We start from the raw sequence: 18,676 nt of genomic DNA on the forward strand, positions 1-18,676 counted from the left end.
GATTATTCTTTTATGATTTTCTGAGAAATAACCAAGCCGCCCTCATCTGTTACACTTAAGGTATAAGTTCCTGTTGGAATCGCAGTGATATTAACACGAATCGTTGATGCATTGTTCATCTCAAATTTTACAGGGATCAGCCTACCCGATCCATCATACAATACCACTTTAGCATTTTTTGAAAAATCCTGTTTACCTTTAATATAAAATTCATTCTCAGCCGGATTAGGATATATTCCGAATCTTCTTTCTTCTGCATTAACGTCGGAAATTTTCAATGTTGATGTTTTATTCAATTTCCAGGTCACTGTAGCAAAATGAACAGCACTATGACCTGTAACTTTTATTAAAGACGTGTTATCAGTTACTGAAAAAATCAGGGTGTTAAGACCCGTAACTAGCTGTGATGGAGAAACTGTTAATGAGTTACTCGTTGAAGAAAGAGCAGTTCCATTCAGTTTCCATGAATTTACTAATGTATTTGGTATTGGTAAAACTTCATTCACAGTAAAGGTCACTGCTGCATTACCATTTAAATTGCTGCTATTTGCCGGCGTATAAGAATCTATCGGAGAAACCAGCGAGTGTATTCTTTCAATAATAGCTTCTTTACATACCGAACAGAATTGTCTGTCAAGATATCTCATCTCGCAATTCTGATGTGGACGATACCATGAAGGGCTTTCCGTATAAGGATACACTCCTACACTATTCAACCCTAACCAGTTTTTCCATTTGATGGTAGCGGTATTGGAGTTTTGAGTTTTATTAGGAGATTCTCCAGATCCTGAAAACCAATACTCATCAGCCAGTTTTCCAAAAGAATGCCCAAGCTCATGGACCACAATTTCATTGGCAGCACTGTTTAATGAAGCGAATGCATATGTTCCGCCACAACCCCCATATTCTGTAGAATTTCCAAGAACGTACGTAATATCATAATCCGGTACGTTAGCCGCTAAAACCTGCGCTACCGTGTTGGTCGAATTACTGTAAATACATCGGTGAACACCGAAATCAAAGGAAGATCCCAAATAGTTGGTAGGGTTAGATACGGGAATTACAGGCTCTGTAACATCTGTTGCTGTTCCAGGATGTTTCACTCCACTTTGTGTAGAAACAACTTTCACTGCATAAGCATTAAAATAATTCTTATATTCTGTGTAAGGACTCTTTGTAAAAAGATAATTGACCGTAGATTGTGCGGACGACACAAAATTAGTTTGCTGTGCAGAGGTAAAACCATCACCTAAAACCGCAATATTAATACGATTGGCATTAGATCCGTTATTAAGAAGCGATACAGTCTGAAATGTCTGTGAAAAACAGAACGTACTGACAAGTAATAGAAATAAAGTTTTTTTCATGGCTATAGTTTTTGGTTAAATAATAATTGGTTACCGGCATTGGTGATCTTCTCTACTTTTACCACCTGGATTTCCGCAGAGTGAGAATAGCGAATACTAAATTCAGCAGCTTCTGTAGAAACTTTATGTCTGCTGATCCCTTCCTTTTCAAAACTTTCCATGTTTTGGTTCAATGGATCTTCTACAATTTGTTTCACAAATTCTTTTCCATTGGCATCAGTCAGAGAAATAATAAAATCCCCTATCCCCGCTGAATTTCTATCAAAAGAAGGGGTTGATTTAAGTTTTCCATCTGCTAATTTCTTTGATTCCAAAGTAATTTTTTCTGGTCCGGATTTCGTTTTTTCAACTTTAAAAAACAGATAGCCAATCTGGTTTTTGTCCCGCGAAAAATTTTCGTCTTTAAGCGATCCTCCAATATTTAAATCATTCATTTGCAGAAAACTACAAAAAATAAAAGTTGGAAGGATAAAAAAGTTTAGTAAGTTTTTCATAATCAATTTTTGATGAAGTTAAGAATATTTCACCAATTTAAGATTTGATTTTATTATTTTTTTTAATGACTATAAAAATTCAGAAAGTCCTATCTTTGACCCAATGATTGCAGAAAAGATAATTTTAGGAATTGACCCGGGCACTGCCATAATGGGTTTTGGGATTATTTCCGTTAAAAAAGGTCAGATGGAAATGATTTCCATCCATGAGCTTATTCTCAAAAAATATCCTAACCACGAAACGAAACTGAAATATATCTTTGATAAGACTTTGGCATTAATCGATGAGTATCATCCGGATGAAGTAGCGCTTGAAGCACCATTCTTTGGTAAGAACGTTCAGAGTATGCTAAAGCTGGGGCGTGCACAGGGCGTAGCTATGGCAGCAAGCCTGCATAGAAATATTCCTATTACGGAGTATTCTCCGAAAAAAATAAAAATGGCGATCACAGGAAATGGAAATGCCAGTAAAGAACAGGTTGCGGGAATGCTTCAAAATCTTTTAAAGCTAAAAGAATTCCCCACGAAATATCTTGATGCATCAGATGGTCTAGCCGTAGCTGTTTGTCATCATTTTAATTCCGGAACAATTGCAAATACCAAGTCATTTTCCGGTTGGGAAAGTTTTTTAAAGCAAAATCCGGATCGGTTAAAATAGCCTACAAATTATTGCCTTTCATAAGTATCTTCTATATCGGTAACTTTTCCATATATAATATCACTATAGAGAATTGAAAATTTGTTTTTTGAAATAATCTTAAACTGTTTGCTTTCTTTCAGATCTGCATCCATATAATTGAAAGAGCTTCCTTTTATGGTCACTAAGTTTCGGGCTGATGAACTTTTTATTTCACAGTTCTTTCCGCTTGCAAAGTTCTTCGTTAAAAATATATTCTCTTTTTCTTTTTCAAATAACAGGGTATAAAACTTTGTACATTCGTGGAGTGGATATACTTTATCTGCTTCCCCATCCTTGTAAGTTTCTCCAATAAACTTCCATGTTCCCACAAAATAATCTTTTTCATTCTCTGCATCTATAGCTTTTACCGTTTGAGACTGCGATTGGCAGTTTAATATAAAACTACAGCATAGTAAAAAAAATAATCTCTTCATTGTTTCAACATTTTTTAGCATAAAAAAAGCCCTTTTTTAAAGGGCTTTCTACTCTATTAGTTATTTGTAAATTTCTTTGATTCTTTTTTATCAGAGTAATTAATAATGTATACTCCTTTTGGCAACGTTTGGTTGATTTGAACTTCATTTGTTTTAGAAGTACCTTTCTGTAATACTTTACCGCTCATGTCATAAATCTGGTAATCTCCAAATGTGGCATTCTTCCCACCTACAAGTTGAAGTTTATTATCAGATTTTGTGTAAACGATCTTAGTATCTGAACTTTCTTTAACTTCAGATGTTCCTAATGTACTTACAATTCTTACTGCATAGTCTTCCATTTGTCCATATTGTAGCTGAGAACATGGTGTAAGATCAGGAAGGTTTACTGAATTGAAAGTGGCTGCATCTACTGCAATTCTCATTCTTAAATAAGTATTTTTTATTGCACTGGCAGGAGGTGTAATAGGAGTAATGATCTCCATTCCCGTCCCTGACAAGTTACCCGACAAATGATTAACAACAAGTTCAGAATCTTCAAAAGATCCGTTGTTATTATAATCTATCCAAACCTTTGTTCTAAACTTATCAGGTTGATTGTTAAAAGTATATGAATAGGATACGTTTAATTCTGTACTTGTAGTAGCAGAAATATCTGTATAGTATGCAGGTCTAATACAGTTTGCAGAAGCGAAATCATCGTAAAATGAAGGAGATGCCTCATCAGAATCATATCCATTAGTCACACTGCTTATGGTACCGAACTTCACACGTGTAGCTCCGATCGCAAAATTATTATTCGTTGGATGTGCAGTACTTGGCGGATTACACTGTGCTGCAACTATAGAAACAGGCGACGGAATTACAACTGATAAGTCCTTACCTGCTGTTGAATTAAGTAAATCTTTTCTATACTCCATCATTAGTAAAACAGCTCGGTCTCTTTGTCCCTGAGTAAACTTTCGATTGGTATTACTATAATTCATAATATTATACTGTACTCCCTGATAATTTTGGGTAGTACAAGGGTTGATCTGAGAGTTCGAAGGTGCCGGAAATTGATAATAAGCAGCTCCCGCTCTTTCCGTATCACACACCCTATCATCATCTACTGTACAATCACCAGTAGTTACAGGACAATAGTCTGGATCACCACTGTGAATTGTATAATTGGCATCTCCGAAAGTATGGTATAAACCGAATGCATGTCCTAATTCATGAGTTAATGTTACATTGTTCTGGCTTTTTATGGTAGCAACTTTCATAAAGCTTTCGTACTCATATGCATAAGAGTTTGGGAAATTGGCATATCCCATTAATCCTCCACTTTGCTGTTGTTGACCATCAAAACCGATTACAACATAAATATTAAAATAAGAATTTTCTGGCCAGTGGTGTGCTAATTCATTTTTAATTTGATAATCATTCACCCCACTTGTACCCATTACCTTTACTCCCCTAGTGTCATAAGAGGGAAGAGTACTTCCATTATATCTTACAATACCTGTAGTTGGAGTACAGCTTGGAGACCTTTTAGCCAATACTAGTTTAAAGGGAATTACATTTCCTCCATCTGCTCCGGGACCTTCTGCATAAAAACCATTCCCAAAAGTTGTAGCATACATTTTATTTGCTCTGTCGATCCAATCAATGATCTCCTGATCAGTGACATGTAAATTTGCATTAGCCGTTGCTTGAGATTCGATAACATGCACAACAACAGGGATTTCATATACCTGACCAGTATAAAGGTTATTCCAGGAAGTTGTAGCTCCTACTTTATTAAGATAAGCCTGTTTGTTCATAGCAACTAATTTTGCTTCCACAGCCTCTCTATCCTTTTTTAATTCCGGATGTCTTGCATCCATTTTTTTCATGATTTGATCAAAACCACAAATATTTTGTATGTTTTGAGAAAATGCATTAACAGAAAACATTAACGCAAAACATAAGATAATTTTCTTCATATTAAACTCATTTTTTAATTTATTCGATGCAAAACTATTATTTATTTTAAAAAATCAGCAATTTACAATCCATTAACTTTGAGAATTATATTATGTTAATCTAAATAAACAATAACTCACTGATAAACATAATTATAACAAAAACAAGCGACCATACTTGGTAAAACATATTACTGTCTTTAACATTGGTATGATTTTTAGTATTACTTTTGTATAAATTTTCAATAATGAAAAATCAACAACAAACTATAAATCAGACGAATCATAAAATAAATTGGTTTCAGAAGTTTCTCATGGTATGCTCCGGAGGAAACATTCATATCTTAAGGAAGACCCCTAGCGAATGGAACAAATTTGCGGGTATCGGGGGTATTGTTCTATTTACTGCTGTTTTTGCTACCCTTTCAGCAGGTTATGCCATGTATACCGTATTCGATAATATATGGACTTCAGTAGGATTCGGAATTTTATGGGGATTAATGATATTCAATCTGGACCGTTATATTGTTTCTTCTATAAAAAAAACGGGAACATGGTGGAATCAGATTTTGATGGCTATTCCCCGTTTGATATTGGCTACTTTTTTAGGAATCATTATTTCAAAACCTTTGGAACTTAAAATTTTTGAAAAAGAAGTTAACAAACAGTTGAATACCATTATTCAACGCAATAAAAAACAACTTCAGGGTGAGATGAGTGGAAGGATCCTTCAACAAAGCGGACCTTTTGAAACGGAGAAAAAACAAATTTCAGAAAAGACTGCTCAGTATCAAAAATCATATGACTCCGCTTCAGTAGAACTGGAAAAAGAAATCTTAGGAAAACAGTCTGGTTTAACCAGTGGAAAAGTAGGTTTCGGATCCAATGCTAAACGGAAGCAAGAACTTAAAGAACAGAGAAGACAGGATTTAGAAAACTACCAAAAACAAGTAGGGCCTAGACTCGAGTATCTAGATAAAGAAATTTCAAAAGTATACACCAACCTTGAAACAGAGAGAAAATCATCAGAAACATTTGAGGATAAATTCAATGGATTCGCCGCACGATTACAGGCATTAGATGAATTAGGAAAAAATTCAGCGATCATTGGTTTAGCTGCGGCCTTCATCATGGGACTTTTTATTTGTCTGGAAATCTCTCCTGTATTGGTTAAGTTAATTTCGCATATTGGACCCTATGACCATCTACTGGAAAAAACAGAAAATGACTTCCGTCTGTATTCAAAAGAGAAAATTGAAAAAGGAAATGCATTGACGGATTATCGGATTGATGATTTTAAAGAGAATTTGAATAAGTAATACTCAAATAAATAGATAACAAATACCTTTCACAATTGTGAAAGGTATTTGTTTTTACAGATAATACGTCATCTTTTGTCGCTTTGTTGGAATAGCTTTGCATTGAACATAAAACATGATGTAATTCATATTAATTCTTTTTAATGTGAAATTAATCAGTCTTAAAAAACGTTAAATTTGCAGGATTTTAAAAATCAATTACAAACTAAAATAAAAATATAATAATAAACATGCATAAACTCTACATAAGTGCATTAACTCTATGCGCTACCGCCTTGTTATACTCACAAGAAGTGGTTTGGCAAAAAGACATTAAATCCAATACACAGGATTTTCTTAGTCAGGTTACGACAACAATAGATCAACAGTATTTGATTACTGGGAGTGTGATTCAGGGAGGTAGCCTTCGAGAACCTCAGGCTACATCGAAGCAGAATAATGGGTACGATTTTCACTTGGTGAAACTGAACCAACAAGGAGATCAGGTTTGGGAAAAATATTTCGTAGGGAACAATCATGATTATTTATCCGCTACAGCGTCAACACAGGAAGGAGGTTTTTTGGTATCAGGTACCACATATTCTTCGAAAGGACTAGATAAAAAGGAAGATTCTAAAGGTGGATCGGATATCTGGCTCATCAGATTGAGTGAATTTGGTGATGAATTATGGCAAAAAACTTTAGGAACTTCTTCTGATGAAGAAGCCAGGGCTGTTATTCAAACAACTGATCTTGGGTTTTTTGTAGCTGGAAATGTCCAAAACACATCTAAAGGTTATGGTTCCAAAGATGTTTTGATCATCAAGCTTGATAAAAACGGAAAAGAGATTTCACAATTAGTTTTAGGTGGAAAAGGGCTTGATGAAGTGGAAAAGATGATCCCTACGAAAGATGGTGGAGCATTATTAGGTATTTATTCCAGAAGTAATGTTGGGGGATCGAAACAAACTGAAAACTTTGGCGAAGGTGATTACTGGATTGTAAAACTTTCAAAAGACGGAAAAGTAGAATGGGAAAAGAATTATGGAGGGAAAGGTGATGATCATTTAAGAACATTAGCACTAACATCTTCAGGCTATATCATTGGAGGAGAATCAAGATCTGAAAGATCTGGAAATAAATCGGTTGGAATTGAAGAAGGAACTGATGTTTGGTTAATCTCTTTAAATGAAAGGGGTGATGAAGAGTGGCAGAAATCTTACAATTTCAAAAACAGGGATATCTTAATGGGAATGAGTGTTATTCGTTCCGCAGATGATAAAACAAAAGGAATTTTATTAGGTGGCTATACGCAGGCCGAAGGAAGAATAGAAACCGATGATGAAACATTTTGGATGTTATATCTGAATGATAAGGGTGATGAACAATGGAGAAAACATGTAAAAGGAGAATCCAGAAAAAGAGAAGAAAGGTTATCCGATATTAAACTCAACAGAGATGGCTCAATCATTTTAGCAGGAACCAGTGCTGAGGAATTAGGAAAAGAAAACTGGAAGATTATAAAACTGGGTGATAAGCAGATTGATCAGCTCATTGTAAAACAAGATATCAAGATCTATCCGAATCCTGTTTCAGATTATGCCTATGTAGAAATAGGTTTCGACACTTCGACGGGCTCAGGGCAGGGCTTCAAGGAAGCTGATATAACTTTGTATGATATGGGTGGAAGACAGTTGCAGACTTTGAAAACAAAGAATAAAGTAACAAAGATTAATACGCAGGCTCTGATTCAAGGAGCTTATCTGGTTGTTGTGAAAACAAATGAAAATAAAACTGCTAATGCTAAACTGATTAAGAAATAATATTACAATGAAGACCATATATAAATTATTATCATTCTCTATATTGATCTTTGGCTCTGGAAAAGGTCAAAGAAATTTTGGGAATACTCCCGAACCGGTTCCTTCCGTTTCTTCTTTTTCGTCCTATGTCAATACGCCCGTTTCATTATCTACAGGAGTACCGGATATATCACTTCCTTTATTAAGCCTTCCTACCAGCAATAAAAGCTTGGAAATTCCAGTAGGACTTAGTTATCATGTTGCCAATGTTGTTAATAATAAACCTGGTAGTGAAGTGGGTCTTGGATGGTCCTTAGCTAAGGGTGGGAATATCTCCCGAGTTATCAATGATTATGTTGATGAGTTTTATGATAATGCATCAAAGCCTGGTTACATAAAAAATGAATTCAATGATGTCTATTATTATAATATTCCTGGAAATTCTGGTAAATTTACTTTCATCAGAGATATTACGAATAATACCTTTACCGTAAATCATATTTCAGGGAACAACATAAAAATTGAGTATACAAGAGATGCTAATACGGCTACTTTAATTATAAATTCTTTTAAAATTACAGATGAAAAAGGATTTAAGTATATTTTTGATGATTACAGTAAGTCTCTAAATGACCCTCTTTTTTATTTTAAATCTGCGTTTTATTTAAGTAAAATTCTGGATGAAAGCAATGTTGAAGTCGCCACTTTTACCTACCAAAAGGATAATATTAATAAAAAAGGAACATCAATTTTATTGTATCAAAGCTGTAAATTAAAAGAAATTTCATCAGACTTTGGAAAGCTTAGTTTTGAAAATGAGTATGAAACTATTAAAGAAGAGGGGATTGATGATCCTTATAAGATAAATAGCATATCACTTTTTGATAAGTCGAACAGGCTTATTTCCAAATATAAGTTTTTGTATCAAAGTGGAACAGATAGAAGAGACTTAACTGGCCTTGAGAGGTTTAACAGTATCGAGGAGAGAATTGAAAGAAGGGACTTCAATTATGCAGATCTTTCATCTTCGGGATATAAGGATATTGGTGGTGGTGATTATGTATGCTCTAATGAATATAGTAACCCAACTATCTATAAAATCCGAACGTTACAGAGTATAAGCCTTCCGGAGGGAGGGTATACCAACTATAATTTTCAATTTAAGGATATTTATCAGAACAACAGCTCAATCCAGTTGAACAATAATAGTTTAACTAATCCTGCTTTCCAAAAATTAAGTGAAGAAGAGAGAATATTTTTTGACACGAATCAAAGCAGCATATATAATCTTCATGTAGATGCGACAAGAGCTTATTATCTCATGTTTTTATATGATGAACTGTATGATGATAAATACCCTATTCATATGCCTCATGTTATTAATTATAAGCTTAAAAAAGCTGGTGTAGAGGTTACCCCGGTAACTTCTAACTGTAGTAAGTATATCCTGACTCCAGGTGACTATACATTTGAAATCAAAGGTCAGGGAAACAATCCTGGCTTTGGGAATGGAAATATAATATACCGCACCATCATTACTGCACCACAGCCTTATAAAAATGCTGCGCCGGCAGCAGGTGTCAGAATAGCCAGTATCGAGCATTTTGACGTTGACAATGTTTTAAAAAAGAAGACAAGCTATGAATACAATTCATTTGTAAATCCCAATGACTCAAGTGGCGGCACATATACTGCTGAAAATTGTGGGATTAATGATGAACTTTTTGATAATACAATTATCCTTTACAAAAATGTAAAAGAAATTTATGGAGATGCCACGAACAACCTGGGATATGCGAAATATTACTTTAAAATGCCTGAAGATTACACCTCGACTGTATCAATGTTCAAACCTTATTATAATATTACTTCTACAGGGCTTTTGTATAAGCAAGAAGTATATAACCAGCAAAATGCAATAACAATTTCACAAAATACAGATTATGTAATGGATGAAATCTCTGGCGCTCCGCAATATAGTATCTGCTCTGGGTATAACTCAAAAGCAGCATGGATCAAATCTACAAAGGTAACTTCCAAGACATTTTTCGATAATTCATCAAGCCTTGAGAGTATTTCTGAAACGACATTCAGCCCCTACAACTTTTCAATATCAACTGTAAAAGAAACCTCCCCTGAAGGGATTATCACTGAAAAAGCAGTAAAGTATGCGTCGGATCTTTCCAATACTAAACTCATTAACGCACGTATGCTTACCACTGCTTTACAGACAGAAACTAAAATTAATGGAAAACTGGTAGAAAAATCAGAAACTAAATTTGACAATGCTTCCAACCTATATCCTAGCTCTGTACTTTCTTTTGACCTTAAAAATCAAACTCCGGTAACAGAAACTGCCATTAACAACTATGATACTAAAGGGAACCCAAGAGAGCTTGTTTCAAAATCAGGTATTTCCACTGCTATTATTTACGGATATAAAGGAACCCTGCCAATTGCAAAAATAACAGGAGCTTCTTATAGTCAGATTGCATCTCTTGCTACGGTTACAGCAGCTATTACTGCCTCTGATGCAGATGCGGTTGATCCAACTAAGGAACCGGCTTTACTCGTGGCTTTGGAAAACCTTAGAAAAGATACCGCAATAAAAGATTATTCTATTACTACCTACACGTATGATCCCTTAATAGGAACGACTTCCATTACACTCTCCAATGGGATAAGAGAAGTGTACAGGTATGATAAATCCAACCGGTTACAAAGGGTGGAAGATAAGAATGGTAAACTATTAAAAGAGTATGAGTATAACTACAAACATTAAATGTACAATGTATTAAAGTACAATGTATTCATGTAGAATAAGCATAAATGCACCATACTATAATACAAAAATCAAAACTTATGAAAAGAATTTTAAATATATTCAGCATATTGTTTGTAGCAGGATCATCTTATGCGCAAACAGGCCCAAGTACTAACGAAAACTATATACAAAGCAGAACTTACCTTGAAGAGGTTACTTCCTCAAGTCCCAATGCCAGACAAATTCAGGCCATTCAGTATTTTGATGGATTGGGAAGAGCTAAGCAATCAATCATTGTAAAAGCTACACCACAAGGAAGAGATATAGTAAAACCCATCTTTTATAACGATAATGAAAATGGAAGACAAACCAAGGAATACCTTCCTGTTCCCCAACCAGGAACTCAGGGCGGAGCTATTTATAATACCCCTTTAGATAATGTTACAGCTGTTTATGGAAATGAAAGGATTTATGGAGAAAAGACACTGGAAAAATCTCCAACCGGGAGAGTGAAACAAGTTACTTCGATAGGAAATAACTGGGCCACGCATCCCTCCCAGTTTACCTATGCTGCTAATGCCGCTGGAGAAGTAAAAAAAATAACATCTGTTACCGCATGGGCGGGTGAAACAACTTCCACTGAAATTTTTTATAGTGGAGTGTATGCAGCCAATACCTTATCAAAAAATACAGCAACAGATGCAGATGGAAATACCACCATTGAGTTTACCAATGGTTTGGGACAGGTAATTTTGGTAAGAAAAAATGATGGAACTAAAAACACAGACACCTATTATGTGTACAATGAGTATGGTCAATTAACCTATGTAATCCCTCCATTGGCCGTTACTGCCTCTATACCAGATCAGACTACATTAGACAATTTATGCTATCAGTATAGATATGATAGTCTTGGAAGAATGGTAGAAAAAAAACTTCCAGGAAAAGGATGGGAGTATATGGTGTACGATAAAGCTGATCAACTGATCATGACACAAGATGCAGAATTGCGTAAAACAGGTAAATGGTTCCTCACAAAATATGATACATTTGGAAGGATAATTTATACTGGAATTATACCGGGTGTGGACAGACCAAGTCTGCAAAGTCTACTTAACAATTATGTAATTACCGAATATAGAAACACTCAGGGTTTTACCAGAAATGGAATGCAGATCTATTATACGAATGATTGGTGCAAGGAAGTAGAAACTATTTTATCCGTTAATTATTACGATACTTATCCGACCTATTCTTTTAATCCTCCATTCCCTACCACTATTTTGACTAAACCAGTCATTCCTCATACACAGAATGTTACAGTAAACACCAAAAACCTACCAGTGATGTCTTTAGTGAAAAATATTGAGGATGATAACTGGACGAAAAGTTACGTGTATTACGATGCTAAAGGAAGATCAATTGGAGGTTATGAAATCAATCATCTGGGTGGATATACAAAAACAGAGACAGAACTTGATTTTGCAGGAGTACCAAAGCAATCCAAAGTGTATCATAAAAGGCTTTCTACAGATACAGAAAGAATCATCACTCATACATTTGAGTATGACGCTCAAAATAGACTAAAAAAGCAATGGCATCAGGTGAATGGAGGAGCTCAGGAACTTCTTGCAGAGAATACCTATAATGAACTCTCTCAGCTTTCCAATAAAAAAGTGGGAAATAATCTGCAAAGCATTGATTATACCTATGACATCAGAGGCTCGGTTATCAAGGTCAATAACCCAGCCATTCTCAGTGGAAAATTATTTGGATACGAAGTGAAGTATACCAACCCGATCGGAACTTCGCCAAAGTATAACGGGACTATTAGTGAGGTAGATTGGAAAACAACAAGCGATAATGTTTTAAGAAGATATACTTATACTTATGATGGGTTGAACAGGCTGAAAAAAGGGACCTATTCAGAGCCGAGCTCATCAGTTCCTCAAAATGGTTTCTTTAATGAAACTATAGGATATGATATGAACAGTAATATCACCAGTTTGCAGAGAAATGGAAAAAGCTTTGCAGGAACAGCTGCACTGATAGATAATCTTACCTATTCTTATACAGGGAACAGGCTTAATTCTGTTAAAGATGCATCTGGAAATTACATTGGCTATCCCGATGTATCAGGAAATACAATAGTCTATGATGATAATGGAAATATGACAGACCATGTAGATAAAGGAATTCTACAAATCAAATATAACTTCCTTAATCTTCCAGATTACATAAAGTTTGATAAGACTTATATTCCGAGACCATCAAGTATGGAAAGTGACTTTAATGTTAGTACTAAATATTTATATCGGGCAGATGGGACAAAACTTAGAAAGACTTATATTTTTGGTTCTGGAAAGTCGAACATGGAAACTTATGCCCTAACTGAATATTTAAATGGATTTCAATACGAAGATCAAGTCAATATTCTTAGCCCTACTACTATGCCTCTGACTTTAAAGTTTGTTCCAACTTCTGAAGGCTATTACAATTTTGAAAATAACAAGTATATTTACAGCTATAGAGACCATCTAGGAAATGTGAGAATAAGTTACTCTAAAAACTCAACTGGTGGAACAGAGATCATTGAAGAAAACAATTATTATCCTTTTGGATTAAAACATGAAGGATATAATGCACTAGTTGGAAATCCTGCCTATAACTATAGATATAATGGTAAAGAACTTCAAAAGGAAACCGGATGGAATGATTATGGCGCCAGAATGTACATAGCTGACATTGGAAGATGGGGGGTTGTAGATCCATTAGCAGAAACAAGTAGAAGATTTTCACCTTATAATTATGTTGTAAACAATCCTATCAGCTTTATTGATCCAGATGGAAGAAAATTTGCAATGCCATATGAAGCTAGCGGGATCGAAGCTACGAATCCAAACTCTTACTGGTGGTTGGGACTTACAGGCACAAGAGCAGATAAGATGGTACCAATTGGTAAAAGTGGCGGCGCAGGAGGAGGATATATGATTGCTAATAGTCCAAAATTTGGAGACACGCAGGCGTTTAGAGATCTTATGGATGCTGCAAAAGCTGGCAATGATCGATTTAAACTAATTAATCGAGGTAAATATCTAGAATGGTGGGAAGATGGGGAACCTGCGCAAAATAAAAATGATATAACCGGTTTAGATGGTCATAGGTTAAAACTTGGAGGGAATCCAACAAAAACAACGACATTTGCAGGAGTTACAAGTCTAATTAACGAAAATCCTTTCATAAAAGCAGAAAATACGATGTATCATACGAAAGGAAGGGCAGGAATATCAAATATAGATTATAGAACGGTAAGAAATTTTAATACGGGTAATCTAAGTGGCTTAATATCTATGCAGTTGAATTTATCATCTCTTAACTTATATAATGAACTTACGAGCAGTTCGGATACCAATGGATTTATGATTAGTATTGGAAATTATTCGTTTGGTGGTTCGGGTACTTTATCATTTGACCTTATTAACAGCGACATTTCATTAAATTTTGGACAAAAACTTGACAATAACAATTCAAGCATAAATTCATATGGAATAAAACCTCTTACAGCTGCAATGGTTATAGTAGGGTATGTAGTTGAGAGATTTACACCTCCAACTGTGGTGCCTGTCTTACCATCAGGCGGAGTCATTAATGATCATTTAACCTTATAATTTATTAACTATGAAAAAGAAATTTTTATTAATATCCTTTTTTATTGGACTTACTGTTATCATATATCTTATCTACAGAACAGTTCTTTTTTCAGAATATAACAACAAATTAATAGTAAGTAATTCAAAACCAAAGTTTGCACTAGAAGATTTGCTTAATAACCGTAATATAAAAGTAGCTTACCTAAAAAGCTTTAATTATGATAATAATAATATCGGATTTGATGCAATAGTGAATGATAAGTATTATATTAAAGTTACAAAACTTGGAATGCTTAATAATACCCCATTTGCTATTAATAAGTCAAATAACGATTTTGCTATTAATTATGAAATAACACGTTTTCCAATTGATGCTGATGTTCAAATTGGACAATATTTTAGTTTTTACGACTTTCCATTTCATATAAAAGAAACAAAATATTATCTAGATGGTAAGGAATTAAAAAGAATTGATGATCATTTTGTAGAAATTATTTTTCAAGGCAATTATATTAATTTTTCCTTTAATAATAAGGGGAAAAAGGATTTTGGCTATCTTACACCCAATGAAGAAATGTCTGTTAGCTTTATTAATTATAAAAATGAATTGTATGCAGTCAATACAAAATCATATAAAAACTATTCTTTTAAAAGTTTGCATTCTTTATTAAATGAAAATATTGAGAGGTAAAAAAGGATAATGTTTCCCCCTGCTGGCGCATTCTATGACAAAAAGCAAATAAAAGATAATAACCAGCTCCGAGAAAGTATCCTTTCTCGGAGCTTTATTTTAAAACATCTTTCGAATATTTCTACAATCCCCTCACAAGAAATCCTCCCCAATAAAACTAAAAACAACAATTTTCTTTATATTTGTGGAAAGCACATACACAACCATTATGGAAAAGCTAAAAAGTCTAAGAAAGCAAAGAGGGTATACTCAGGAATATATGTCGAACATTCTTTCAACGGATGTTTCCAATTATTGCAGAAAGGAAAATGGAGATGTAAGAATATATGATGATGAATGGGAAAAACTGGCTAAAGCTTTAGAGGTTCCAGTTGAGGATATTAAAGAAGAAAGAGTGTCAGTTGTGCTGCATAATGATACAGCAACTTTTAATGATAATTCTGGCAACTATCAATCTAACAACTACCATTATTATAATATCCCAGATTACATCTTAGAGAATCAACAGGAATATATTAAAATATTGAGAGAACAAGTTGACTCATTGAAACAGGAATTGGAGAAATTCAAGTCCGGAAAATAATAAACCTTCAAAAAAAATCTACTTTGAGTTCAAAATAGCAAAAGCCAATTTTTAAGAAATTGGCTTTTATGATAGAATACATCAGCAAGTGAGATTTAGGATCTAACAAAACTATAATGAAAAATAAATCCTTTTTTAAACTATTTGAATACATTACAGAAATAGTAGGTTGGATTCAGATTTTTATATCCCCACTAATTGCAGGATGTGTTATAGGCTATATTGCTTACTACTTTATTCAAAATACTTTAGGTATAATTATAGGAATTTCAATTGGACTAGTGGGTTTTATATTGGGAATTATTTTAGCCAATCGTTCATGGAAAAAAGGAGGGACCGTTAAATTTCTTTCAAGGGTTATTTCTACGCCTGATATTGATAAGGACCTCGATGATTCAAAGAAGCAAGCAAAAATTAATAACAAATAATAAAAATGTCGTAGAGAGGATTATATATTGTCTTAGCTAATCCAAGAAATATTAATTATGGAAAATGAAAGATATATAGAACTGAGAAGAGACGTGTTAATTTCAATTCAAAGAGCATTATGGGGAATGATATATTCTTCAATTAGAGCAATTGCTATAGGATTTGAAAACACAGAAAAACTTACAGTTATTTATTATTTAGATAAAGAACCCGAAGAAGAAGATTATGAAAATATAGCCGAAGTAACTAGTGAGGTCTGTTCAGATATTAACTTTTCTACAGTAGAAGAACTTTGTATATATACAAATGAGCCATTTTCAAAACTGGACAATTTGGTTTCCTGGGTTTATATGAGAAAAGAAGAATAGAATCACTTTTAACAACATTTCTAATATCAAAAATTGTGAGCTACATTGTATTAAAAAAAATGGAAGGATTTAAAATCTACACTAAAACACAAAGAGCCTACTCCTGACATCTACAATTTCGTAGATCTTTTATTAGTATGGTCAACAGAAATCAAAAAAATAAATGACAAACAAATAAAACAATTATATTCAGAATTCCTGGAATACTACGAAACATTAAATATCAAAAATATTTTATATACTGGAGATCATGTTTGGTATTCTTTACAAGAAATAATAAAAATTGATATACTTTCAGCTGACTATAAATTTTATCAACAACCAATCACAAGAGTAAGTAATATCCTTCATAATATCTTAATTTTTAAATCTAATAAAGAATGTCCTTGTGGTAGTGATAATCTTAGAGTTTATCTAGAGGAAACATCGGAAAAAATAATTTATGAATGTGATGTTTGTTTATGTATTGTAAATGAAAATGGGGATAGAGAAAGTAATATCGATAAAAAGGTAATTCCCCTTCCTATCAAATTTGTAAAAATTAAAAATTTAGAGTCCGATAATTTTCTTAGCTAAATAATCCCACCTTGTGGTTTTATAACCTTGGTAACATACCCTAATAGGAATGTTTTTTGTACAATTAAAACATGCCTTCCTCAGTTGTACATAGTTATGAATATTTTCCGGAGACTGAAATATTACGAATTGTATATCAGTCGGGAGCAGTTTATGATTATCTGAAGGTTTCCCAACGCATCGTTGATCAATTCAAAGCCTTTCAATCTAAAGGAACATTTCTCAATAAGGTTATTAAGAAGAAATTTAAATATGTAAGAATAAAATAATATCAATGGGATTATTTTAACATTAATTTAAGTCAGCAAGGACTATCAATTGATTTCTTATTCCTAATTTTAATTTTTAATTCGAATTCTTTATTTAACCAAATCCAAAAATATGATATTAGAACAAGGAACCTCAGCCCCGGATTTTGAACTTCACGCTACTCCAGATCAGAAATTAAAACGTTCTGATTTCTTAGGAAAGAACCTAATACTCGTTTTTTATCCTGCAGACTGGAGCCCGGTGTGTGGAGATCAGGTGAGTTTATATAATGAAATGCTTTCTATTTTTCATAAATACAATGCCGATATTCTAGGTATTTCTGTTGACAGTGCCTGGTGTCATGATGCTTTTATGGAAAACAGAAAACTGCATTTTCCTTTATTGGCAGATTTCAATCCAAAAGGTGAAATCTCAAAAGCTTATGGTGTGTACAATGAAGAAAACGGGACTTCAAAAAGAGCGTTGTTTGTTATTGATCCGGAAGGAACGATCCAGTGGAGCTATCTGTCACCAGATGGAATTAATCCCGGTGCTGACGGAATCATTGATGCATTAGAAAATTTAAAACAAAAATAATATTTATGTCTACTTTAAGAATTCCTATTGGTCCTCATGATCATGTTCAGGGAAATCCGGATACTGCAAAAATAGTTTTAGTCGAATATGGCGATTATCAATGTCCTTATTGCGGACACGCTTTTCCTTTGGTAAGAAAATTTGTGGAAGAAAATATAGATGATGTCGCATTTGTATTTAGAAATTTTCCTTTAACCGATGCTCACGAATATGCTATGGCAGCGGCAACAGTAGCCGAGGCCGCAGGAAAGCAGGGGAAATTTTGGGAAATGCACGACCTCATCTACGACAACCAAAATTTATTGAATGAAGCTTTGCTCAAGGAGTGTGTAAAAGTTTTGAAACTGGATGTCAATAAAATCGAGAATGAGATCAATACCGCAGAACTTCAGGGTAAAATTGAAGCCGATTTTGAAGGTGGTGTGCGCAGTGGGGTAAATGGCACTCCATCATTTTTTGTTAATGGAGAAAAATGGGAAGACTATGATGGAACATATGATTCTTTCATTGACCTACTTTCTTAGTTGAAGCTATATTCTAAAAAATTAGTGATATCATTTCGGGTATGTTTTGGATAAAAACCGTATTGAGAAATCTTTGTATGATCAGATCTCGATACATTTTTCTTCTGAACTACGTTCGCAGGATTACATCCTGTATTTCGAAAAACACTCGATCTGACGACAGTCATTCTTACTTATAATAAATAAGGCTACCTCAACAATGAGGTAGCCTTATTTTTATATTTA

16 protein-coding genes are annotated in these 18,676 nt (G+C 34.0%); 12 read left to right on the forward strand and 4 right to left on the reverse strand.

Translation table 11 applies throughout. The features are described from left to right. Window positions 1-2: 2 nt before the first annotated feature. On the reverse strand, window positions 3-1,367 hold the full coding sequence (locus NG806_RS13665) for a T9SS type A sorting domain-containing protein (protein ID WP_261510102.1): 1,365 nt from the start codon (window positions 1,365-1,367) through the stop codon (window positions 3-5). A 2-nt stretch (window positions 1,368-1,369) separates the two neighbouring features. Next, the gene (locus tag NG806_RS13670) at window positions 1,370-1,861 is read right to left on the reverse strand and encodes a hypothetical protein (RefSeq protein ID WP_261510103.1); all 492 of its coding nucleotides are present in this window, start codon (window positions 1,859-1,861) and stop codon (window positions 1,370-1,372) included. Between the two features lie 103 nt (window positions 1,862-1,964). On the opposite strand from NG806_RS13670, the gene ruvC reads away from it, so the two are divergent. Continuing rightward, window positions 1,965-2,519 carry a crossover junction endodeoxyribonuclease RuvC gene (gene ruvC, locus NG806_RS13675; RefSeq protein ID WP_214831760.1) on the forward strand — a complete coding sequence of 185 codons (555 nt, stop codon included), beginning with the start codon at window positions 1,965-1,967 and terminating at the stop codon, window positions 2,517-2,519. Window positions 2,520-2,527: 8 nt separating this feature from the next. Here the strand turns inward: ruvC and NG806_RS13680 are convergent, their stop codons facing one another. Both NG806_RS13680 and NG806_RS13685 read right to left on the reverse strand, forming a co-directional pair. Then, the gene (locus tag NG806_RS13680) at window positions 2,528-2,974 is read right to left on the reverse strand and encodes a hypothetical protein (protein WP_261510105.1); all 447 of its coding nucleotides are present in this window, start codon (window positions 2,972-2,974) and stop codon (window positions 2,528-2,530) included. Window positions 2,975-3,030: 56 nt separating this feature from the next. After that, on the reverse strand, window positions 3,031-4,941 hold the full coding sequence (locus NG806_RS13685) for a zinc-dependent metalloprotease (protein WP_261510107.1): 1,911 nt from the start codon (window positions 4,939-4,941) through the stop codon (window positions 3,031-3,033). A 227-nt stretch (window positions 4,942-5,168) separates the two neighbouring features. On the opposite strand from NG806_RS13685, the gene NG806_RS13690 reads away from it, so the two are divergent. The 11 genes from NG806_RS13690 (at window position 5,169) to NG806_RS13740 (ending at window position 18,451) form a co-directional block, all read left to right on the forward strand. After that, window positions 5,169-6,239 carry a DUF4407 domain-containing protein gene (locus NG806_RS13690; RefSeq protein ID WP_214831764.1) on the forward strand — a complete coding sequence of 357 codons (1,071 nt, stop codon included), beginning with the start codon at window positions 5,169-5,171 and terminating at the stop codon, window positions 6,237-6,239. Window positions 6,240-6,469: 230 nt separating this feature from the next. After that, entirely contained in the window at window positions 6,470-8,041 is a 1,572-nt protein-coding gene (locus tag NG806_RS13695; RefSeq protein ID WP_261510109.1) for a T9SS type A sorting domain-containing protein, read from the forward strand. A gap of 7 nt (window positions 8,042-8,048) precedes the next feature. Further along, the gene (locus tag NG806_RS13700) at window positions 8,049-10,802 is read left to right on the forward strand and encodes a hypothetical protein (protein WP_261510110.1); all 2,754 of its coding nucleotides are present in this window, start codon (window positions 8,049-8,051) and stop codon (window positions 10,800-10,802) included. An 80-nt stretch (window positions 10,803-10,882) separates the two neighbouring features. After that, window positions 10,883-14,452: a DUF6443 domain-containing protein gene (locus NG806_RS13705; protein ID WP_261510111.1), complete on the forward strand. Its 3,570-nt coding sequence runs from the start codon at window positions 10,883-10,885 to the stop codon at window positions 14,450-14,452. A 10-nt stretch (window positions 14,453-14,462) separates the two neighbouring features. Continuing rightward, window positions 14,463-15,125 carry a hypothetical protein gene (locus tag NG806_RS13710; RefSeq protein ID WP_261510112.1) on the forward strand — a complete coding sequence of 221 codons (663 nt, stop codon included), beginning with the start codon at window positions 14,463-14,465 and terminating at the stop codon, window positions 15,123-15,125. 208 nt (window positions 15,126-15,333) lie between these two features. Beyond that, on the forward strand, window positions 15,334-15,708 hold the full coding sequence (locus tag NG806_RS13715) for a helix-turn-helix domain-containing protein (RefSeq protein ID WP_261510113.1): 375 nt from the start codon (window positions 15,334-15,336) through the stop codon (window positions 15,706-15,708). Window positions 15,709-15,824: 116 nt separating this feature from the next. Then, complete coding sequence (locus NG806_RS13720) at window positions 15,825-16,136, forward strand: hypothetical protein (RefSeq protein ID WP_261510114.1); 312 nt, start codon at window positions 15,825-15,827, stop codon at window positions 16,134-16,136. A 57-nt stretch (window positions 16,137-16,193) separates the two neighbouring features. Next, window positions 16,194-16,505 carry a hypothetical protein gene (locus tag NG806_RS13725; RefSeq protein ID WP_261510115.1) on the forward strand — a complete coding sequence of 104 codons (312 nt, stop codon included), beginning with the start codon at window positions 16,194-16,196 and terminating at the stop codon, window positions 16,503-16,505. Between the two features lie 647 nt (window positions 16,506-17,152). Beyond that, entirely contained in the window at window positions 17,153-17,350 is a 198-nt protein-coding gene (locus NG806_RS13730) for a KTSC domain-containing protein (protein WP_261510117.1), read from the forward strand. Window positions 17,351-17,462: 112 nt separating this feature from the next. After that, complete coding sequence (locus NG806_RS13735; RefSeq protein ID WP_261510118.1) at window positions 17,463-17,927, forward strand: redoxin domain-containing protein; 465 nt, start codon at window positions 17,463-17,465, stop codon at window positions 17,925-17,927. Between the two features lie 5 nt (window positions 17,928-17,932). Beyond that, a complete protein-coding gene (locus NG806_RS13740) occupies window positions 17,933-18,451 on the forward strand; it encodes a DsbA family protein (RefSeq protein WP_214831818.1) in 519 nt (172 codons plus the stop codon). The last annotated feature ends 225 nt before the right edge of the window (window positions 18,452-18,676 follow it).

This window comes from Chryseobacterium paludis, assembly GCF_025403485.1.
In the GTDB taxonomy this organism is placed as follows: domain Bacteria; phylum Bacteroidota; class Bacteroidia; order Flavobacteriales; family Weeksellaceae; genus Chryseobacterium; species Chryseobacterium paludis.